The sequence below is a fragment of the Rhizobium sp. SL86 genome, assembly GCF_026672545.1.
Lineage (GTDB): Bacteria > Pseudomonadota > Alphaproteobacteria > Rhizobiales > Rhizobiaceae > Neorhizobium.
Genome location: NZ_JAPPRJ010000010.1, coordinates 1 through 16994, shown reverse-complemented (window position 1 = coordinate 16994; position 16994 = coordinate 1). Strand labels below are relative to the sequence as shown.

At 56.5% G+C, this 16994-nt stretch carries 14 protein-coding genes and 2 pseudogenes; 5 read left to right on the top strand and 11 right to left on the bottom strand.

What is annotated here, in order from left to right:
• Nucleotides 1–30: 30 nt before the first annotated feature.
• The 6 genes from OU993_RS28460 to OU993_RS28435 all read right to left on the bottom strand — a co-directional run bounded on the left by OU993_RS28460 (nucleotide 31) and on the right by OU993_RS28435 (nucleotide 6285).
• A complete protein-coding gene (locus OU993_RS28460) occupies nucleotides 31–1644 on the bottom strand; it encodes a hypothetical protein (protein WP_268162599.1) in 1614 nt (537 codons plus the stop codon).
• Between the two features lie 135 nt (nucleotides 1645–1779).
• Nucleotides 1780–2325 carry a dTDP-4-dehydrorhamnose 3,5-epimerase gene (gene rfbC, locus OU993_RS28455; protein WP_268162598.1) on the bottom strand — a complete coding sequence of 182 codons (546 nt, stop codon included), beginning with the start codon at nucleotides 2323–2325 and terminating at the stop codon, nucleotides 1780–1782.
• A complete protein-coding gene (gene rfbA / locus OU993_RS28450; RefSeq protein WP_268162597.1) occupies nucleotides 2325–3209 on the bottom strand; it encodes a glucose-1-phosphate thymidylyltransferase RfbA in 885 nt (294 codons plus the stop codon). The genes rfbC and rfbA overlap by 1 nt, the downstream gene beginning before the upstream one ends.
• A gap of 8 nt (nucleotides 3210–3217) precedes the next feature.
• Nucleotides 3218–4102, bottom strand: coding sequence for a dTDP-4-dehydrorhamnose reductase (rfbD, locus tag OU993_RS28445; RefSeq protein WP_268162596.1), 885 nt, complete (start codon nucleotides 4100–4102; stop codon nucleotides 3218–3220).
• Nucleotides 4103–4107: 5 nt separating this feature from the next.
• Nucleotides 4108–5169 (bottom strand): dTDP-glucose 4,6-dehydratase, encoded by a 1062-nt coding sequence (gene rfbB, locus OU993_RS28440; protein WP_268162595.1) that lies wholly within the window; start codon nucleotides 5167–5169, stop codon nucleotides 4108–4110.
• Nucleotides 5170–5367: 198 nt separating this feature from the next.
• Nucleotides 5368–6285, bottom strand: coding sequence for a glycosyltransferase family 2 protein (locus OU993_RS28435; protein ID WP_268162594.1), 918 nt, complete (start codon nucleotides 6283–6285; stop codon nucleotides 5368–5370).
• Here OU993_RS28435 and OU993_RS28430 point away from each other — a divergent pair.
• A complete protein-coding gene (locus OU993_RS28430) occupies nucleotides 6284–7678 on the top strand; it encodes a replication initiator protein A (RefSeq protein ID WP_268162593.1) in 1395 nt (464 codons plus the stop codon). The two genes, OU993_RS28435 and OU993_RS28430, sit on opposite strands and share 2 nt — an antisense overlap.
• Before the next feature lie 477 nt (nucleotides 7679–8155).
• On the opposite strand, the gene OU993_RS28425 is transcribed toward OU993_RS28430, so the two are convergent.
• Together OU993_RS28425 and OU993_RS28420 are read right to left on the bottom strand one after the other, a co-directional pair.
• The gene (locus tag OU993_RS28425) at nucleotides 8156–8530 is read right to left on the bottom strand and encodes a stability/partitioning determinant (protein WP_268162592.1); all 375 of its coding nucleotides are present in this window, start codon (nucleotides 8528–8530) and stop codon (nucleotides 8156–8158) included.
• Nucleotides 8530–9219, bottom strand: a complete 690-nt coding sequence (locus OU993_RS28420) for a ParA family protein (protein WP_268162590.1) — start codon at nucleotides 9217–9219, stop codon at nucleotides 8530–8532. Before OU993_RS28420 ends, OU993_RS28425 begins: the two co-directional genes overlap by 1 nt.
• A gap of 534 nt (nucleotides 9220–9753) precedes the next feature.
• Here OU993_RS28420 and OU993_RS28415 point away from each other — a divergent pair.
• Both OU993_RS28415 and OU993_RS28985 read left to right on the top strand, forming a co-directional pair.
• Nucleotides 9754–10965 (top strand): IS256 family transposase, encoded by a 1212-nt coding sequence (locus tag OU993_RS28415; RefSeq protein ID WP_268162589.1) that lies wholly within the window; start codon nucleotides 9754–9756, stop codon nucleotides 10963–10965.
• A 135-nt stretch (nucleotides 10966–11100) separates the two neighbouring features.
• Nucleotides 11101–12272: pseudogene (locus OU993_RS28985) on the top strand (cell division protein ZapB); the annotation flags it as partial.
• 262 nt (nucleotides 12273–12534) lie between these two features.
• Here OU993_RS28985 and OU993_RS28410 read toward each other — a convergent pair.
• Nucleotides 12535–13569 (bottom strand): IS110 family transposase, encoded by a 1035-nt coding sequence (locus OU993_RS28410; protein WP_268162588.1) that lies wholly within the window; start codon nucleotides 13567–13569, stop codon nucleotides 12535–12537.
• Nucleotides 13570–13642: 73 nt separating this feature from the next.
• On the opposite strand from OU993_RS28410, the pseudogene OU993_RS28980 reads away from it, so the two are divergent.
• Nucleotides 13643–14147 (top strand): annotated as a pseudogene (locus OU993_RS28980) (IS66 family transposase); the annotation flags it as partial.
• A gap of 5 nt (nucleotides 14148–14152) precedes the next feature.
• On the opposite strand, the gene OU993_RS28395 reads toward OU993_RS28980, so the two are convergent.
• The gene (locus tag OU993_RS28395) at nucleotides 14153–14500 is read right to left on the bottom strand and encodes a hypothetical protein (protein ID WP_268159913.1); all 348 of its coding nucleotides are present in this window, start codon (nucleotides 14498–14500) and stop codon (nucleotides 14153–14155) included.
• A gap of 191 nt (nucleotides 14501–14691) precedes the next feature.
• On the opposite strand from OU993_RS28395, the gene OU993_RS28390 reads away from it, so the two are divergent.
• Nucleotides 14692–16365, top strand: a complete 1674-nt coding sequence (locus OU993_RS28390; RefSeq protein WP_268159912.1) for an IS66 family transposase — start codon at nucleotides 14692–14694, stop codon at nucleotides 16363–16365.
• 5 nt (nucleotides 16366–16370) lie between these two features.
• On the opposite strand, the gene OU993_RS28385 is transcribed toward OU993_RS28390, so the two are convergent.
• A complete protein-coding gene (locus OU993_RS28385) occupies nucleotides 16371–16718 on the bottom strand; it encodes a hypothetical protein (protein WP_268159913.1) in 348 nt (115 codons plus the stop codon).
• Nucleotides 16719–16994: the final 276 nt, after the last annotated feature.

The following is a 16994-nucleotide window of genomic DNA, read 5'->3' as shown; positions in this document are numbered from 1 at the left end:
GACTGCGCCTAATAGGGTTGCATGTGAGGCTCACGAGCCAGTCTGCGCCTTCTTATCCTTGTATATCCCTGCCGACGAATATAGCAGTGCTGCGGACACGGCTGTTGTTGCCAAAATCGAAAGCATTCCGAGGTGAACGGAAGTTTGTGCGCTGAATTTATCGTCAGCGGCAAACTCAAGGACGGACAGCGTAATCGTCTCGGCTGCGGCGCCGACTAGGAGTATGGGTCCTGCTATATAGAGCCCCCGCCCGAATACGCAGATGGCGACCATCAAGAATATGGTGACCGGCTCCAGAGAATTGCGGCCAAGACCGTCCCCGGAAAATCCCCAGAAGGTCATCATCGCCAACACTGCGACCACGAGGAAACAGCCGAGGAATATCGCCGATTGCCGATGCCAGCGGTGCAGCAGGATCGCCGGGATGGCGGGAATTACCGTCAGAAAGCCGAGCTGTCCCGGTAGGCTTTTTGCATACTGGCTGAGCCATCTCGATACATCATTCAGCGGTCCGTACAGCCACACGGACATCAGGCCATCATTGTAGAAAGCAAATGGCGTAAAGGTATAATAGAGGTTGCCGATGCGCGGTGCTATCCATTCTTCAAAATTGGCTGCAGGCTCAAAGCCTGCTCCTTTGCCAAACAGATAGGTTGCAAAGGGATCGGGATCGCCGAGGTGCAGCTTGAACAGGATCCATGGCGTCATTGCCGAAGCCCCGGTCAAGGCTGCCGGCAGGCAGAACCGCGTCGTCCTGAAAATCCAGGATCCTGCACCGAGTGGCGTGGAGGCAAGGGTGAAAAGAGCAAGTGCCGGGATCATCAGGGCTCCGACGGGATGGCTCAGCCAGGCCAGCGCGGCAAGCAATCCCGCCAGATGTAGCTGCCGCCGGATCACGAAAGTGGTCGCAAGCAATAGAAAATAGGCAGCGAGAAGTTTCGGCCATGTAAATACCGTATTGATAAAGATGACCGGCGAAAGGGCCGCCCAGAAAATGGCGAGACGGACGCGCCGCATGTCCGTGCTCAGCGCGCAGCCGAGATAGAATACCCCGAGAATGACAAGGGAGTTGGTCAGCCATCCATAGAGAGAGGCAATGGTTCCGCCGCCGCCGTTATATCCGAGCAGGAAGAAAAGTCCGTTGATTCCAAAGGGAACCAGCAGCCCCCTTGATGTGAATCCCCATTCACCAAAAAAGTCTTTCGCCTTTTCTCTCCCGTCAAACCCGTTCCGAATGTAGTCCGCAGTGATGTACGGAATTTGATTGTCGGGTGGGGATGCAATCATTCGGCCCGGCTGTTCCGAAGCCGGAGCATATTCCTGAGATACTGGTAATGGATTATGGCCCACTATGCAGGCTTGAACAAATACAGCTAGAGCCAACACTAGATGAGTTTTTATCAGAAAATTTATACGCTTTTTTTTAACGATCCTTAGAATGATAGGTATCGCATAGATAAAACTGATAAAGCAGCGGAATGGGAGATTATTTAACCATGGGAAGCACCAGAGAAACAATCCCAGGAAGGCAAGGCTTATTATTCCCACCGTCGGAGCCAAGATGGTAACATGACTTTCCTCGCTCCGTTGCTCCGTCAGCAGTAGCGGCCATAAAACGAGGTAAACCAAAAGCAGCGCTTGCAACGATGTGGTTGCTATAGAAATCATTATGGGGCCCAGCATGATACCGAGGATACTTGCAGATGTCTGACATGGGGTATCAGGCCCATGTTCGATCATCAACCAGCGTGTACTTTGCGACGAGGTCCCCACAACCCGTCAGTCGAAGATTTCTGCCTTGTCCAATGTGACAGCTGCTGCGTCTTTCGCCGCCAGTTTTGGCTCGCCTTCGAAAGGCCATTCGATCCCGATCGACGGGTCGTTCCAGAGCAGGCTGCGTTCGTATTCCGGCGCGTAGAAATCGGTCGTCTTGTAGAGGAATTCGGCCGTTTCGCTCAACACCACGAAGCCATGCGCAAATCCTTCCGGAACCCACAGCTGCTTCTTATTGTCGGCTGACAGCGTCAAACCCACCCATTGTCCGAAGGTGGGCGACGAGCGCCGCAGGTCCACGGCGACATCGAACACTTCGCCTTGGACCACCCGAACCAGCTTTCCTTGTGGCTGCCGGATCTGGTAGTGCAGCCCACGCAGGACGTGACGTGCGGATTTCGAATGATTGTCCTGGACAAAGCTGCGCGTGACACCCGTCAGCGTCTCGAAGGTGCGCGCGTTAAAACTTTCGAGGAAGAAACCGCGATCATCGCCAAAGACTTTCGGCTCGAGAATGATCACTTCGGGAATGTGTGTCTTTGTCGCCTGCATCAGAAAATGTCGTCCTTCAGAATGTTCTGCAGATAGGCTCCATAGCCGCTCTTCACCAAGGGCTTCGCAAGCTCTTCAAGCTTGGCGGCATCGATCCAGCCAGCACGGTATGCGACTTCTTCCGGACAGGCGACACGCAGACCCTGGCGCTTTTCGATCGTTGCGATGAAATGGCCAGCCTCCAGAAGCGAGTCATGGGTTCCGGTGTCGAGCCATGCATAACCGCGGCCCATGATCTCGACGCTGAGCTGGTTCTGTGACAGATAGCGGCTGTTGACGTCGGTGATTTCCAGTTCGCCACGCGGCGAAGGCTTGATGCTTGCGGCAATATCGCAGACCTGTGTGTCGTAGAAATAAAGCCCCGTCACCGCGTAGTTGGACTTCGGCTTCGCCGGCTTTTCTTCGATCGACAAAGCGCGCTGATCCTGATCGAATTCGACCACGCCATACCGTTCGGGATCATGGACGTGATAGGCGAACACAGTCGCACCCTCGGTCTGAGACGCCGCATTGCGCAACAGCTTCTGGAAATCGTGACCGTAAAAAATGTTGTCGCCGAGCACGAGGGCGCTGGGGTCTTTGCCAATGAAGGCCCGGCCAAGAATGAAGGCCTGTGCCAGTCCATCGGGACTAGGTTGAACGCAGTATTCGAGGCGAAGTCCCCATTGCGTGCCATCGCCCAGCAGAGCCTGAAACCGGGGCGTATCCTGTGGTGTGGAGATGATCAGGATTTCGCGGATTCCCGCCAACATCAAGGTCGTCAGCGGATAATAGATCATCGGCTTGTCATAGACGGGCAGCAGCTGCTTGGAGACGGCCAGCGTTGCCGGATGCAGCCTGGTACCGGAACCACCGGCAAGAATAATGCCCTTACGGTTTGTCATGATGTGCCTCAGAGGATCTGTTCAAGAACGTGATCGACGCCAACCTTCCAGTCCGGAAGTGTCAAGCCAAAGGTGTCGCGAAGTTTTCGGGTATCCAATCTCGAATTGGCCGGCCGCTTTGCAGGCGTTGGATAATCCGCCGTTGCAATCGCCCGGATGGCATCGGGTGCGACCTGGATGGCATGACCCTTGGCACGCGCATAGTCGATGACGTGGCAGGCATAGGCGTGCCAGTTTGTTTCGCCGCTCGCGACCAGGTGATAGATGCCGTCGAGATCGGTGGTCTTGGTGGCAGCGAGTTGTCGAATGACGTGAGCACTCACGTCGGCGATCAAAGCCGCGGAGGTCGGCGCCCCGATCTGGTCGGCGACGACGCCAAGCGTTTCGCGCTCGCCGGCAAGCCGCAGCATGGTTTTCGCAAAATTGGCCCCATGGGCGCCGAAAACCCAGCTTGTGCGGAAGATTACGTGGCGAGCCCCTGTTGCAGCCAGCGCTTCTTCGCCGGCAAGCTTGGTCTTTCCATAAATACCTTGCGGCCCCGTCGCATCCGTCTCGCGATAATAGCCGTCCGCCTTGCCATCAAAAACATAATCGGTCGAATAATGGACAACGAGCGCACCCAACCGAGCCGCCTCTTCGCCCAGGATGGCCGGTGCGCAGGCATTGATGGCGTGCGCCCTTCCCTCTTCACTTTCGGCTCGGTCAACGGCGGTATAGGCAGCCGGATTGACGATGACGTCCGGCTTGAACTGCCTGACGGCGTCACGGACGGAGGCTTCATCTTCCAGATCGCAGACGGTCCGATCGAGTGCGGCGACCTCGCCAAGTGGAGCGAGGGCGCGTTGCAGTTCGAAACCGACCTGCCCGTTCTTTCCTGTCAGAAGCAGGCGCATGTCCCTCACGCTCCGTACTGCTGGCCAACCCAGTTCTGATAGGCACCGCTCGTCACATTACCGACCCAGTCCTGGTGGTCGAGATACCATTGCACCGTCTTGCGAATGCCGGTCTCGAAGGTCTCGGCAGGTTTCCAGCAAAGCTCGCGCTCGATCTTGGTGGCATCGATCGCATACCGGCGGTCATGGCCCGGCCGATCCTTCACAAAGGTGATCTGCTTGGCATAGTTGACTCCGTCCTTGCGCGGCGACAGTTCATCCAGGATGCTGCACAAGGTCTCGACGACCTCCAGATTGGCCTTCTCGTTCCAGCCGCCAATATTATAGGTCTCGCCCAACTGACCAGCTTCCAGGACACGGCGAATGGCAGAGCAATGATCCTTGACGTAGAGCCAGTCGCGGATCTGCTGTCCATCCCCGTAGATCGGCAAGGGTTTGCCGGCGAGTGCATTATGAATGCACAGCGGGATCAGTTTTTCCGGAAAGTGATACGGACCGTAATTGTTCGAGCAATTGGTCGTCAGGACCGGCAGGCCATAGGTGTGATGATAGGCGCGCACCAGGTGGTCGGAGGCCGCCTTGCTCGCCGAATACGGGCTGTTGGGCTCGTAACGATTGGTTTCGCGGAACGGATGGTCGGTGGGGGACAGCGTTCCATAGACCTCATCGGTCGAGACATGCAGAAAGCGGAAGGCCTGCTTGTCAGTCTCCGACAGCTCATTCCAGTAGGACCGCACGGCCTCCAGGAGCCGGAAGGTCCCTACCACATTGGTTTCGATGAAATCCGCCGGCCCATGAATGGAACGATCGACATGCGATTCCGCGGCAAAATTGACCACCGCACGTGGCTTATGGGTCCTCAGAAGCTCGCCGATCGTTGCAGCATCACCGATATCTGACCGAACGAAGACGTGGCTGTTATGGCCTTTCAGGCTTTGGAGATTTTCCAGATTGCCAGCATAGGTCAGTTTGTCGATGTTGATGACAGCTTCATTGCTGAGCGCCAGCCAATCCAGAACGAAATTGCTTCCAATGAAACCGGCGCCACCCGTCACCACAATCGTCATGTTATCTCTCAAACCTGTTGAAGCAGTATTTTTGATGCAAGCCATTTACGGCACTGCGCCTTCATTAGCGAGTTTTCTGCCAGATGCCACGGTCTTTTTGAAGATCGTGGCAACGAAGAACGACATCCCCATTCTTTTATCGCGCAAGAAAATGCATGCAGGTCCTGGCCAAAATCGATTTGGATTGAGCGTGTAGGATCAGGTCTCTAACCGCCCGCTACGGCCTGTCAAACCATGCCAGAAGCCGAGGCTCATCTTGCGGATATGGTCCAATCGATGCTGCGCAAATACCCCAAAAAACAGAAATTGCAGGACAAGACGCTGCAGGAGGATCAGCCGCCACGGCCATCCGATCCATGGCCGTTTGGCTAGCCAGATTGCATTCCGAGAGTGATAATAGTGCCGCAAAGGGCTATGAACAGGAACACGTCGACCGCGAAACTCAATCCATTCATCCCCAAGTGAATGGGTCATCATGGCGTCATGAACGCCGAAGCTCCTGAAGCCCAACTGTCTGGCGCGAAGACCCCATTCGATATCCACATAATCGATAAAGAGCCCCTCCTCCATCATTCCGATGTCTGAGAAGGCCTCACGTGCGATCAGGCAACCGGACGCGATCAGGAAATCCGTTTCGGACACCTTGGCATCTGCCTTTCGATGGCGACGTTTCAGTTTGAGGCCGTCCCGATAAACAAAGGGAGCTATTTCGCCTTGTCGTTCGTCGATATAGCTGGGTCCGACGGCCGCAACTCGCACCCCATGCCCTACAAGCTGTTCATACGCCTCAATGAGCCGGGCGACCATATCGGCTTGCGGAACACTGTCTTGATCCAACAGCAGAACAAAGTGACTGCCGCCACTCAGCGCGTCGCGTATCCCGATATTTTGTGCACAAGCTATTCCATAATTGTCACCGAGGCAGATGACCTTGATGTCTGATTGCCGCAAAACCTCTGGGATTTCGGTCCCGTTGCCGTTATCAACGATGAAGAGCTCGTCCACTTGGGGTCGAATGGCATCAACAAGCCGCAAAAGCTCGTCCTGAACCGGTCGATAGGTAACGATGACGCCGCTCGTTCGCGGCTTGCCCTCAGGCCGGAGTTCAGATTTCATGGACAACTACATTTTTGCGCAAGACGGCGATATCTCGGAACTGAGACGTGAGGGCTTCAAACCTTGTCAACAAGGACCAAGCCTAATCGAATTGCGCAGAAGGAAAGTCAAGCTTGAAGCGCTGATGACAGCGTATCAGTGGCACTCCCTTTCAACGATCAGGCCTTTCATGACCACTTTGAAATTTTCGCTCATGCCCCGTGAACAATTCGCAGACCTGAGCCTACACGAAAAAAACGCCTATCTGCAGGACCTGGTCAAGCAGTTCGCCATGCTTCACGACCGTGAACCTTGCGAGCTCGACCGCGACGCTCTCAGCCGGCTTCGTCGTTATTACAGCCGCAGGGTCTGGGCAGATCTGAAGCTGGACCAGCTAGAAGATAACGCAATCAATCGGGCCATTCGCAATCTTGGCGAAGCCATTCGCAACGAGAGCCTCCAGGCCGATGTAACTGCGGTCTTGATGCAGGAAAGCAAACCGAAGCGAATCCTTCGCTCGGCACCTCCAGCAGACGCACAGCTCACTTTCTTTGTGCCAACTGTCTACGACGCACCGATCAAGGACGACGTCAATCTGATGGATGTGGCACCTTTCTCGCTCAGCAAACGGGCGAATGCCGGCATCATCCGTTATGAGCTGAAAGACAGCCTGATCACGATCGAGGGAGGTGCCGAGACGGGCCTCGCGACCGTTTTCGACTATGACATCTTCCTCAACATGGTGTCGTATCTGGCAGACGAGGTGCAGCGTTATCGCCGAGAGGAGAACAAGGGATTGCGGCCGAGCCTTCCACCGAAGACCTATCGGCCAAGCGCCTCGCACATCTTGAAATTTTGCCGCAGATCGGATGGTGGAAAGTCTTACGAAGATCTTGAAGCAGCTCTGGATCGGTTGGCCAACACCACCATCAAGGTCGTCAATCTCTCCAATGGTCGCCGCCGGCAGGTCGACAGTCGTCCTTTGATTGGCGGTTATAGCGTCGTCAGTCGTACCAATGCCAACCGTATCGAAATGATCGAGATCACCATTCCCGACTGGGTCTATACGAGTGTCGTTCGCAACGAAAAGACAATCCCGCTTCTGACGCTGCACGAAGATTACTTCCTTATCAGCTCAGGCCTTGGCCGCTTTATCTACCGCTTGGCGCGCAAGGCCGCGGGCAAGGGAGAAGCCACCTACAGCGTGCGAGAGATCCACAAACGCAGCGGCTCCACGCAGGAGTTTCGTAAGTTCGCCTATGACCTTAAGGAGTTCGTCATACGCACACAGGCCTTTCCGATGCCTGACTACGATCTGTCTCTTCAGGATGGGAAGGACGGGACGGTACTTGCCATGAAGCGACGAGACGAACTGGATCATTCGTCGCCTTCCATCCTGCTTGCCGAAGAGTGATACCCCATTTTTGTCGCGGGATTCCGTACTTGGCCGACGACAAAAATCTCTCTCGGACTCCGTACTTGACCGACGACAAATTGCGGCAGGTATCTTTCCGTCCAACCGACCTCGAAACCGTACTTGAGCGACTTTTTTCCGTACTTTGCCGACGACATCCCGTACATCGCCGACATTTTTCCGTACATCGCCGACGACAAAAATCACTAAGTCTTTGATTTAAAATCCAAAAAAAGGTATTTTTTTTCCTAAAACTATATAAAACACCTAAAACAAGACAAAAACTCAAACAGCACGACAAAACGGGCAGAAAGATCGGGCAGGAAATGGCTCGTGAAGAGATGCAAAGGTTGCCAAGAGCACGACAAAAATAGATTGGCAGGACGCAAGAGACGTAATCTAACCACATGGGTAAATCGTCTTGACGTCGGTCATGTCCGAGCCTTTGAATAGATTACCTCCGATCCTGCGACGCACTTATTTTGCGCTGCCATATTCCCTTTCCAGAAGCGCGACGGCTTTCTCAAAGGCTTCGCCTAGAACCCAACCTTGCGCGTCGGCAAGCGCGTAGAACTGAGCAATCGTTTCGGGGCGTACCTTGAGATTCAACTGTGCGGATCGACCGGTGCGGCGCCGTCGAACTGACACAGGTTTGTCGAGACGCACCGGTGGCGGGGACTGTTTTGCCTCACGGCTCTTAAAATTGGTTCTTGCTGCCGCTTCCTCGATCTTGGCCCGATCGGGTCGTGGAACCGGCTTTGGACGGAACGAACTCAAGTCCAGCAAGTCTGGAGTTGAGCCAGTGCCCTGATCATCGTCATCACCAAAACCGAGGCTTGGACGTTTCGTCATCACGCCGCCCTCCCCTCACCTAACTGAATGGCCTTCAGTCTGGTGATGACTTCTGCGGCGAACTCCATGGCGTTCTGGATTGCCTTATCCAGATTGCTCACTTGTTTTGGATCGAGCTTGGCAAGAATCCCACCGAAATCGAGAAGATCGCGATAGGCCGCGCGTTCGACGATCGAGTTGGACATGACTTCAATACCGGCGGAATGCAGCTGTTCACGAACATTTTTGAGGGAACGTGATGTCACGGCCGCGCTGACACGGGTGAGGAGAACAGCATAAGGGATCTGGCGTTTTGCCATCCGCGACTGGTTTCGGATCAGCTTGATGGTCTTCGAAGCGCCTTTTGCGTCCATGGAGGCGCCTTGGGTCGGGATGATAACCAGGTCAGACATACCGATGGCATTAGCGACCATAAGGCTTGCAGTGCCTTCCAGGTCGATGATGACAAACTGGTACTCGCTCGCTGCGTCTTCAACGAGATCGACGATTGTGTCTTCGGTGACATTGCTGATGATTTGAATATTCTCTGGTTTGCCTGGCAAGGAACCCCATTGGGAGATCCAGCGCTCCGGATCCGCGTCGATGATCGCAATTGATGCACCGCGCGCAGCGAGTTCACCAGCAAGCAGCAAAGCAGATGTTGTCTTGCCAGCCCCACCCTTGGGGTTTGCGAATGAAATGACAGGCATGGCGCTCTCCGTTTTTACGAATCCAGTTCATCAAAAAAATGCTAACAGATAGCTACCATATATCCATATAGTATCTAGTAGCTACCATATATTAATTAGTAGTATCTGTTAGCAAAAGATACCAGATAGCTATCTAGTAGCCATATGCGAACGAACACGGCTGCAATCGGATCTTGACCCTATATTGCTTGGAATTGTGATGGCATCACACGTGCGCAAGAGTTGGCGCCCGAGAAGCGCTGTGCCCAATGCGAGTACCTCACATTCCTGTTGTCTGAGGAAGAAGCCGCCGCCTTGGGATCTGCCGCTTCGGATGTGTCAATATGAACGTGTCGACCATCATCCGCTCTCTTTCGTCGGAAGGGGAAGGGCGGCAAGATAGCGTCCGGACAGCTGCTGTAATTTCGGGTGCGATTTTCGTGAAGAAAGCGGTGGAGATTTCGCTTTGGTTTTCCGCGAGACGTCAGGTGGGCACCTAGGCCCCTCGGAGAAGGTGGAGTTGCGAGACTTCAACCTGACCGAAAGGAAGACCCGATGACCGACGACAGATTACCTCTTGCCGAGCTTGCCGCGAAGAGCGGCGATCCGGATTTTCTTCGATTGATTGCCGAAAGCGTGCTGCAAATGATCATGGAGGCCGATGTGGACGGCCTGATCGGAGCCGGACGCTACGAGCGTGGCGAAAGCCGCCAGACCTGGCGCAACGGCTATCGCGACCGGACGCTCGACACGCGGCTCGGCACCTTGAACCTGAAGATCCCGAAGATGCGCTCCGGCAGCTATTTTCCCGGCTTTCTGGAGCCGAGGAAGACGGTGGAGAAGGCGCTGGTGGCCGTCATTCAAGAAGCCTGGATCAATGGTGTATCGACCCGCAAGGTCGATGAGCTGGTGCAGGCCATGGGGATGACCGGTATCTCCAAATCCTCCGTTTCCAAGCTGTGCAAGGATATCGATGAGCGTGTGAACGCCTTCCTCAGACGCCCACTTTCCGGCGCCTGGCCGTATCTCTGGCTAGATGCGACCTATCTGAAGATGCGCGAAGGCGGACGCATCGTCTCTGTCGCGGCAATAATCGCGGTGGCTGTCGACACGGACGGCAAGCGGGAAATCGTCGGCCTGCATATCGGCCCTTCCGAAGCCGAACCGTTCTGGACGAGCTTCCTGCGTGATCTGGTGCGCCGAGGGCTGACGGGCGTCAAGCTCGTCATCTCCGATGCTCATGAGGGATTGAAGGCCGCCATCACCCGTGTGCTCGGCGCGACGTGGCAGAGATGCCGGGTTCACGCCATGCGCAATGCACTCGCCTATGTGCCCAAGGGACAGCACACCATGGTGGCCGCCGCGATCCGCCAAGCCTTCATCCAGCCTGACCATGACGGAGCCGTTCAGACCTGGCGGCATGTCGCTGACCAGCTCCGCGCCAGATGGCCGAAGCTCGGAGCCTTCATGGACGATGTAGAGGCTGACGTACTTGCCTACATGGCGTTCCCGTCCCAGCATCGCACCAAGCTCCACAGCACGAACCCTCTGGAGCGCTTGAACAAGGAAGTGAAGCGCCGCGCTGATGTCGTCGGCATCTTTCCCAACGAGGACAGCATTGTCCGGCTCATCGGAGCTGTGCTCCTCGAAGCCAACGACGAATGGCAGCTTCAGCACTGCTACATGCAGATCGAGGGCATGGCAGAGCTCAACACACCAACAATTGAGGAGGAAAAGCCCCTTCAGATGACACCAAAAGCCGCCTGATCATGACGGCCCGGTCCAACGCCCGAAATTACACCAGATTGACGGACGCTATCCAAAATCGCCCCCGCTGTATCTGGAGCAAATCCGGTGGCATCAAGGATTCCTGTTTTCTACAAATCATGAGATTCTTCTTTCATGACGAAGCGGCGCCTTCCCATGGTTGAGCATGCCGACACGCTTTCGCTAAAGCGCTGCAAGAGCTCGTGACCGGTCTGGTGGAGCGGATTGATCGAGCAGACCCCCGGATTGAGAAGCTCGAAGCTGAGAACCAGAGGCTTCGGGATGAAAACAACCAGCTCAAGCTGGAAAACACCCGGCTGAAGATCGACAACCAGCTTCTGCGCGACGACATTGCGCGGCTGAAAAACCTGCCGCCCGCCCACCCTTCAGACCGTCGGGTATGGAAAAAGGCGACGGGCGGCAAGACGCTCACCGGCAAGGATCCCCCACCCCGGCCGCGAGGGCCGAAGAACGACACGAAGCGCGTGACGCGTGAAGACGTTCTGCCTGCCAGCGTGCCGCCCGGATCGCGCTTCAAGGGCTACAAGGACTGCTTCGTCCGGGATCTGGTGCTGAGGGTCGAGGTGGTTCGTTACCGTCGGGAATGCTGGGCGACGCCGGAGGGAGACACCATCATCGCACCGGTGCCTGCGGGGATACGAGGTGGCTTTGGGGCCAGCCTGCGCCGGTTTTGTCTGATGCTGCATGCGCATGGCCAGGTAACGACACAGCGAATGACGATGTTGCTCAACGACGTCGGTATCGAAATCTCCAAACGCCAGGTGGTGCGTTTCCTCACGGAGCGGCTGGATGGCTTTCACGCGGAGGATGCAGCCGTCCTCCACGCCGGCCTCGTCTCGGCGCCTTACGTGACGGTCGATGACATCGGTGCCCGTCACGCCAACCGCAATTTTCATACGACGCATATCGGCGGTGAGCATTTCACCGCCTTTCGCACAGCGCAGGCGAAGTCGCGACTGACCTTTCTGGCCCTTTCGTGCGGCAACTATCAGGACTATGTCCTCAATGACGCCTCCTTCACTCTGCTGAAAGATCGGCAGGTCGATCCTACCCTTCTGGCCCGGTTGAACTCGCACAAGCCGCTGCGGTTTTCCAACCAGCTTCCGCTTCTTGCCTATCGGGCTGAACATGGTATCGACATCTTCGACAGGGACATCATCCGCCCGTTCGCCGAGGCCGGCATCTGGGGTGCCATCCGCCATCATGGGCTGGTCGGCAAGGCAGTGATCGTCTCCGACGATGCCGGGCAGTTTCGGGTCGGTACCCACGCGCTGTGCTGGGTCCATCTATGGACGCCCCCGACTTTGCAAGAGATAAGTTGCCACCAATGGCGATACCTGCGGCTGCAGTCATCTATTCGGCCTCTTCACTATGCCGCAACTTGCGACAACGGCCCTGATGGTAGATTCGCAAACCAGCTCCCAATCACGCGGACGAACTCGAAGTTCGATGCACCCAGCGGGATCAACTGGTTCCCGTTAGCCCGGTTTTGCCATCACTCGCTCTTTACCCTCGCAACCGCATCGACCAGACGAGGTCGAATTCTGACTATGCGTTCTTCATCGTTGCACCTTCCCCAGGATGTCCGAAGGTTCCGCCGAACCGGAGCAGTGCCCAGATTACGCGGGCCGTTTTATTGGCAATGGCCACTGCGGCCACATTGGCCGGCCGACGGTCCAAGAGCTTTTCCAGCCAACTCCACGAGCGGCTGCACCACCGCATGACGCTGCGACTTCCATGGATCAGGAGCGTTCGCAAATAGCCATCCCCACGCTTGCTGATTCCGCCAAGCTTCTCCTTTCCGCCCGTCGAATGTTGGCTTGGAACCAGTCCAAGCCAAGCTGCAAAATGGCGCCCAGATTTGAAGTCTGCTGGTTGCCTCATCGAGGAAACGAGAGCGGTGGCGGTGACAACACCCACGCCAGGAATGGTCATAAGCCGTTGGCAGGTCTCACTTCGCTTAACCACCACCATAAGATCTCGATCTATTCGAAAGAGCTTCGTTTTAACCTCGCGAAGTTGCTCGACGAGATAGCGCAGAGCATGGCGGGCAACCGCGGGAAGTTCGTCGAACTCTTCGTCTTCAACAAGCTTGGTCAGTAGCCCGATATTATGGGCTCTGTTTGGACCAATAATGCCAAATTCTGTTAGATGCCCACGGATGGCATTGATCAGTTGCGTTCGCTGACGGATCAACATTTGCCTGACACGGTGAAGAACAATAACCTCCTGCTGCATCTCTTCCTTGATCGGAACGAAACGCATGGTCGGTCGAGTCACTGCTTCGCATATTGCCTCTGCATCGGCAGCATCGCTCTTGTTGGTTTTGACGTAAGGTCTGACATACTGTGCCGGCAAAAGCCGAACATCATGGCCAATGTCTCGCAAAAGACGTGCCCAAAAATGGGAACCTGGGCATGCTTCAAGCGCAACGAGGCAGGGCTGCAGGGTCCGGAAAAATGTCTCAACCTCCGCTCGCTTGAGCTTTCGCCGCATGACAAGTTTACCGGTCGCATCGGCGGCGTGAACCTGGAAGACGGATTTTGCGATATCGAGACCAACAACACTGACGTGAGCTTGCATGATAAATCCTCTCGTTGACGACGGCCGACTATCTTCCGCCGCGGGCTCAGGCGGAAGGGGGCGTCCATACCATCACGCAGAGCGATTGCTGCACAAGCTGATGCCGGCAACGCCGCGCCAGGTAAAACACGTCGAAACCCTCCGCGAGCTGATCTGGCTCTTTTACAAGCAGCTGAAAAACTATCAGCGAAGTCCCAGCCAACGTGCAGCTCACGGTCTTCAGGTCCGGTTTGATCGAATTTTCTCGATCCAGACCGGCTATGGTGACCTCGACAAGCTCCTTGCTCGGCTGAAGCGCCGCAAGCCGGAGCTGCTCAGGGTTCTGGAGCGGCCCGAAATCCCGCTCCACACCAATGCGTCGGAGCGAGATCTGCGTGGCTTTGTCATCAAGCGGAAGATTTCCGGAGGGACGGTCAGTCGCAATTGGGCGCCAGGCGCGCGACAGCATGCTGGGCCTTTCCAAGACCTGCCAGAAGCTTGGTCTGTCGTTCTGGCACTATCTGGGCGATCGGCTGGGGATCGGCACGTCGCACCCAGCCATTCCCCAACTGGCCACGATGATCGTTGCCAGATCCTGAGCGCATCACCGACGGTCTGGCTTCGGGAAGGACACGACCTTGCCGTCGTCGGACTGGATCTGACCCGCGGTGTCGAGCACGTGGACGCCGGTGGGCTTCAGCAGTGTCGGCGAAACATTCCATTGACGGTTATCATCGGCATGCACCGTCACCGTCTTCTTGTTGCGACGGATCACGACACCCCGGACCAGAGCGCCGCCAGGGCCTTCAAACTCCACGCCGCTCCCCACCCTGATGTCTTGCAGGGCCGCCGTGGTTCGCTGGTGATGCAAATACTGCAGACGCTCGACGATGCGTGCGTTGAGTTCGATAAGGGTCGCCTCGTCCAGGCTGTCGATATCGATCTGCCTCATGCGTTGTGCCCTACCCTCCTGTTCGGCGTTACGGCTACCATGCCGATAGCGCCGCTAGCAGGCAACCGGACACCGGCCTGTTTTCGGGCACCGCCACCGAATCTGCCCCGCTTACGTCCCGCTTAGTACCTGGAGCAAATCCGGTGGCAGGAGGGATTCCTGTTTTCTGCAAATCATGAGATTCTTCTTTCATGACGAAGCGCCGCCTGCCCATGGCCGAGCATGCCGACACGCTGTCGCTGAAGGCGCTGCGAGAACTCGTGACGGGTCTGGTGGAGCGGGCTGATCGGGCAGACGCCCGGATTGAGAAGCTCGTAGCTGAGAACCAAAGGCTTCGGGATGAGAACGACCAGCTCAGGCTCGAGAACACCCGGCTGAAGATCGACAACCAGCTTCTGCGTGACGAGATTGCGCGCCTGAAAAACCTGCCGCCGCGCCCACCCTTCAGACCGTCGGGAATGGAGAAGGCGACCGGTGACAAGACGCTCACCGGCAAAGATCCGGCGTCCCGGCCGCGAGGGCCGAAGAACGACACGAAGCGGGTGACGCGTGAAGAGGTACTGCCTGTCAGCGTGCCAGTTGGATCGCGCTTCAAGGGCTACAAGGACTGCTTCGTCCGGGATCTGGTGCTCAGGGTCGAGGTGGTTCGTTACCGTCGGGAATGCTGGGTAACGCCGGAGGGAGACACCATCATCGCGCCGTTGCCTGCGGGGATACGAGGTGGCTTTGGGCCCAATCTGCGACGGTTTTGTCTGATGCTCCATGCGCATGGCCAAGTCACGACGCAGCGAATGACGACCTTGCTCAACGACGTTGGTGTCGAAATCTCCAAACGTCAGGTGGTCCGCTTTCTCACAGAGAGGCTGGATGGCTTTCATGCCGAGGATGCAGCCGTGCTCCACGCCGGCCTCGTCTCTGCGCCTTTTGTGACGGTCGACGACACCGGTGCCCGTCACGCCAACCGCAATGTTTATACGACGCATATCGGCGGTGAGCATTTCACCGCCTTTCGCACGACGTCTTCGAAGTCGCGACTGAACTTCCTGGCCCTGCTGCGCGGCAGCTATCAGGACTATATCCTCAACGATGCCGCCTTCGCTTTTCTCGAAGACCGGCAGGTGGACCCTGCCCTTCTGGCGCGGCTGAAGAGAAACGAACCGCGGCGGTTTGCCAATCAAGTTCCGTTTCTCGCCTATCTGGCTGAACATGGTATCGACATTTTCGACAGGGACATCATCCGCCCGTTCGCCGAGGCCGGCATCTGGGGTGCCATCCGCCATCATGGGCTGGTCGGCAAGGCAGTGATCGTCTCCGACGATGCCGGGCAGTTTCGGGTCGGTACCCACGCGCTGTGCTGGGTCCACGCAGAGCGATTGCTGCACAAGCTGATGCCGGCAACGCCGCGCCAGGTAAAACACGTCGAAACCCTCCGCGAGCTGATCTGGCTCTTTTACAAGCAGCTGAAAAACTATCAGCGAAGTCCCAGCCAACGTGCAGCTCACGGTCTTCAGGTCCGGTTTGATCGAATTTTCTCGATCCAGACCGGCTATGGTGACCTCGACAAGCTCCTTGCTCGGCTGAAGCGCCGCAAGCCGGAGCTGCTCAGGGTTCTGGAGCGGCCCGAAATCCCGCTCCACACCAATGCGTCGGAGCGAGATCTGCGTGGCTTTGTCATCAAGCGGAAGATTTCCGGAGGGACGGTCAGTCGCAATGGGCGCCAGGCGCGCGACAGCATGCTGGGCCTTTCCAAGACCTGCCAGAAGCTTGGTCTGTCGTTCTGGCACTATCTGGGCGATCGGCTGGGGATCGGCACGTCGCACCCAGCCATTCCCCAACTGGCCACGATGATCGTTGCCAGATCCTGAGCGCATCACCGACGGTCTGGCTTCGGGAAGGACACGACCTTGCCGTCGTCGGACTGGATCTGACCCGCGGTGTCGAGCACGTGGACGCCGGTGGGCTTCAGCAGTGTCGGCGAAACATTCCATTGACGGTTATCATCGGCATGCACCGTCACCGTCTTCTTGTTGCGACGGATCACGACACCCCGGACCAGAGCGCCGCCAGGGCCTTCAAACTCCACGCCGCTCCCCACCCTGATGTCTTGCAGGGCCGCCGTGGTTCGCTGGTGATGCAAATACTGCAGACGCTCGACGATGCGTGCGTTGAGTTCGATAAGGGTCGCCTCGTCCAGGCTGTCGATATCGATCTGCCTCATGCGTTGTGCCCTACCCTCCTGTTCGGCGTTACGGCTACCATGCCGATAGCGCCGCTAGCAGGCAACCGGACACCGGCCTGTTTTCGGGCACCGCCACCGAATCTGCCCCGCTTACCCTAACCGTGCCGATCAGTTGGGAATTTTAGCTGGGCATAAGACACGGAAATTATGGTAAATCTTTCGTTAAACGGAAGGTACTGATGACTTTGTGTCCCTCACTGATCAATTCCGTAGAAATGACTTATAACCACCGATAAGTAACCCTTATCGGTGGTC

Excerpts from the sequence above, each read along its gene's own strand:
- OU993_RS28390 (WP_268159912.1), top strand. The coding sequence starts at position 14,692 with ATGACGAAGCGCCGCCTGCCCATGGCCGAGCATGCCGACACGCTGTCG.
- OU993_RS28425 (WP_268162592.1), bottom strand. The coding sequence starts at position 8,530 with ATGACGAAACGTCCAAGCCTCGGTTTTGGTGATGACGATGATCAGGGC.
- rfbA (WP_268162597.1), bottom strand. The coding sequence starts at position 3,209 with ATGACAAACCGTAAGGGCATTATTCTTGCCGGTGGTTCCGGTACCAGG.
- OU993_RS28435 (WP_268162594.1), bottom strand. The coding sequence starts at position 6,285 with ATGAAATCTGAACTCCGGCCTGAGGGCAAGCCGCGAACGAGCGGCGTC.
- OU993_RS28385 (WP_268159913.1), bottom strand. The coding sequence starts at position 16,718 with ATGAGGCAGATCGATATCGACAGCCTGGACGAGGCGACCCTTATCGAA.
- OU993_RS28415 (WP_268162589.1), top strand. The coding sequence starts at position 9,754 with ATGACCGACGACAGATTACCTCTTGCCGAGCTTGCCGCGAAGAGCGGC.
- OU993_RS28420 (WP_268162590.1), bottom strand. The coding sequence starts at position 9,219 with ATGCCTGTCATTTCATTCGCAAACCCCAAGGGTGGGGCTGGCAAGACA.
- OU993_RS28410 (WP_268162588.1), bottom strand. The coding sequence starts at position 13,569 with ATGCAAGCTCACGTCAGTGTTGTTGGTCTCGATATCGCAAAATCCGTC.
- OU993_RS28395 (WP_268159913.1), bottom strand. The coding sequence starts at position 14,500 with ATGAGGCAGATCGATATCGACAGCCTGGACGAGGCGACCCTTATCGAA.
- OU993_RS28430 (WP_268162593.1), top strand. The coding sequence starts at position 6,284 with ATGGACAACTACATTTTTGCGCAAGACGGCGATATCTCGGAACTGAGA.
- rfbC (WP_268162598.1), bottom strand. The coding sequence starts at position 2,325 with ATGCAGGCGACAAAGACACACATTCCCGAAGTGATCATTCTCGAGCCG.
- rfbB (WP_268162595.1), bottom strand. The coding sequence starts at position 5,169 with ATGACGATTGTGGTGACGGGTGGCGCCGGTTTCATTGGAAGCAATTTC.
- rfbD (WP_268162596.1), bottom strand. The coding sequence starts at position 4,102 with ATGCGCCTGCTTCTGACAGGAAAGAACGGGCAGGTCGGTTTCGAACTG.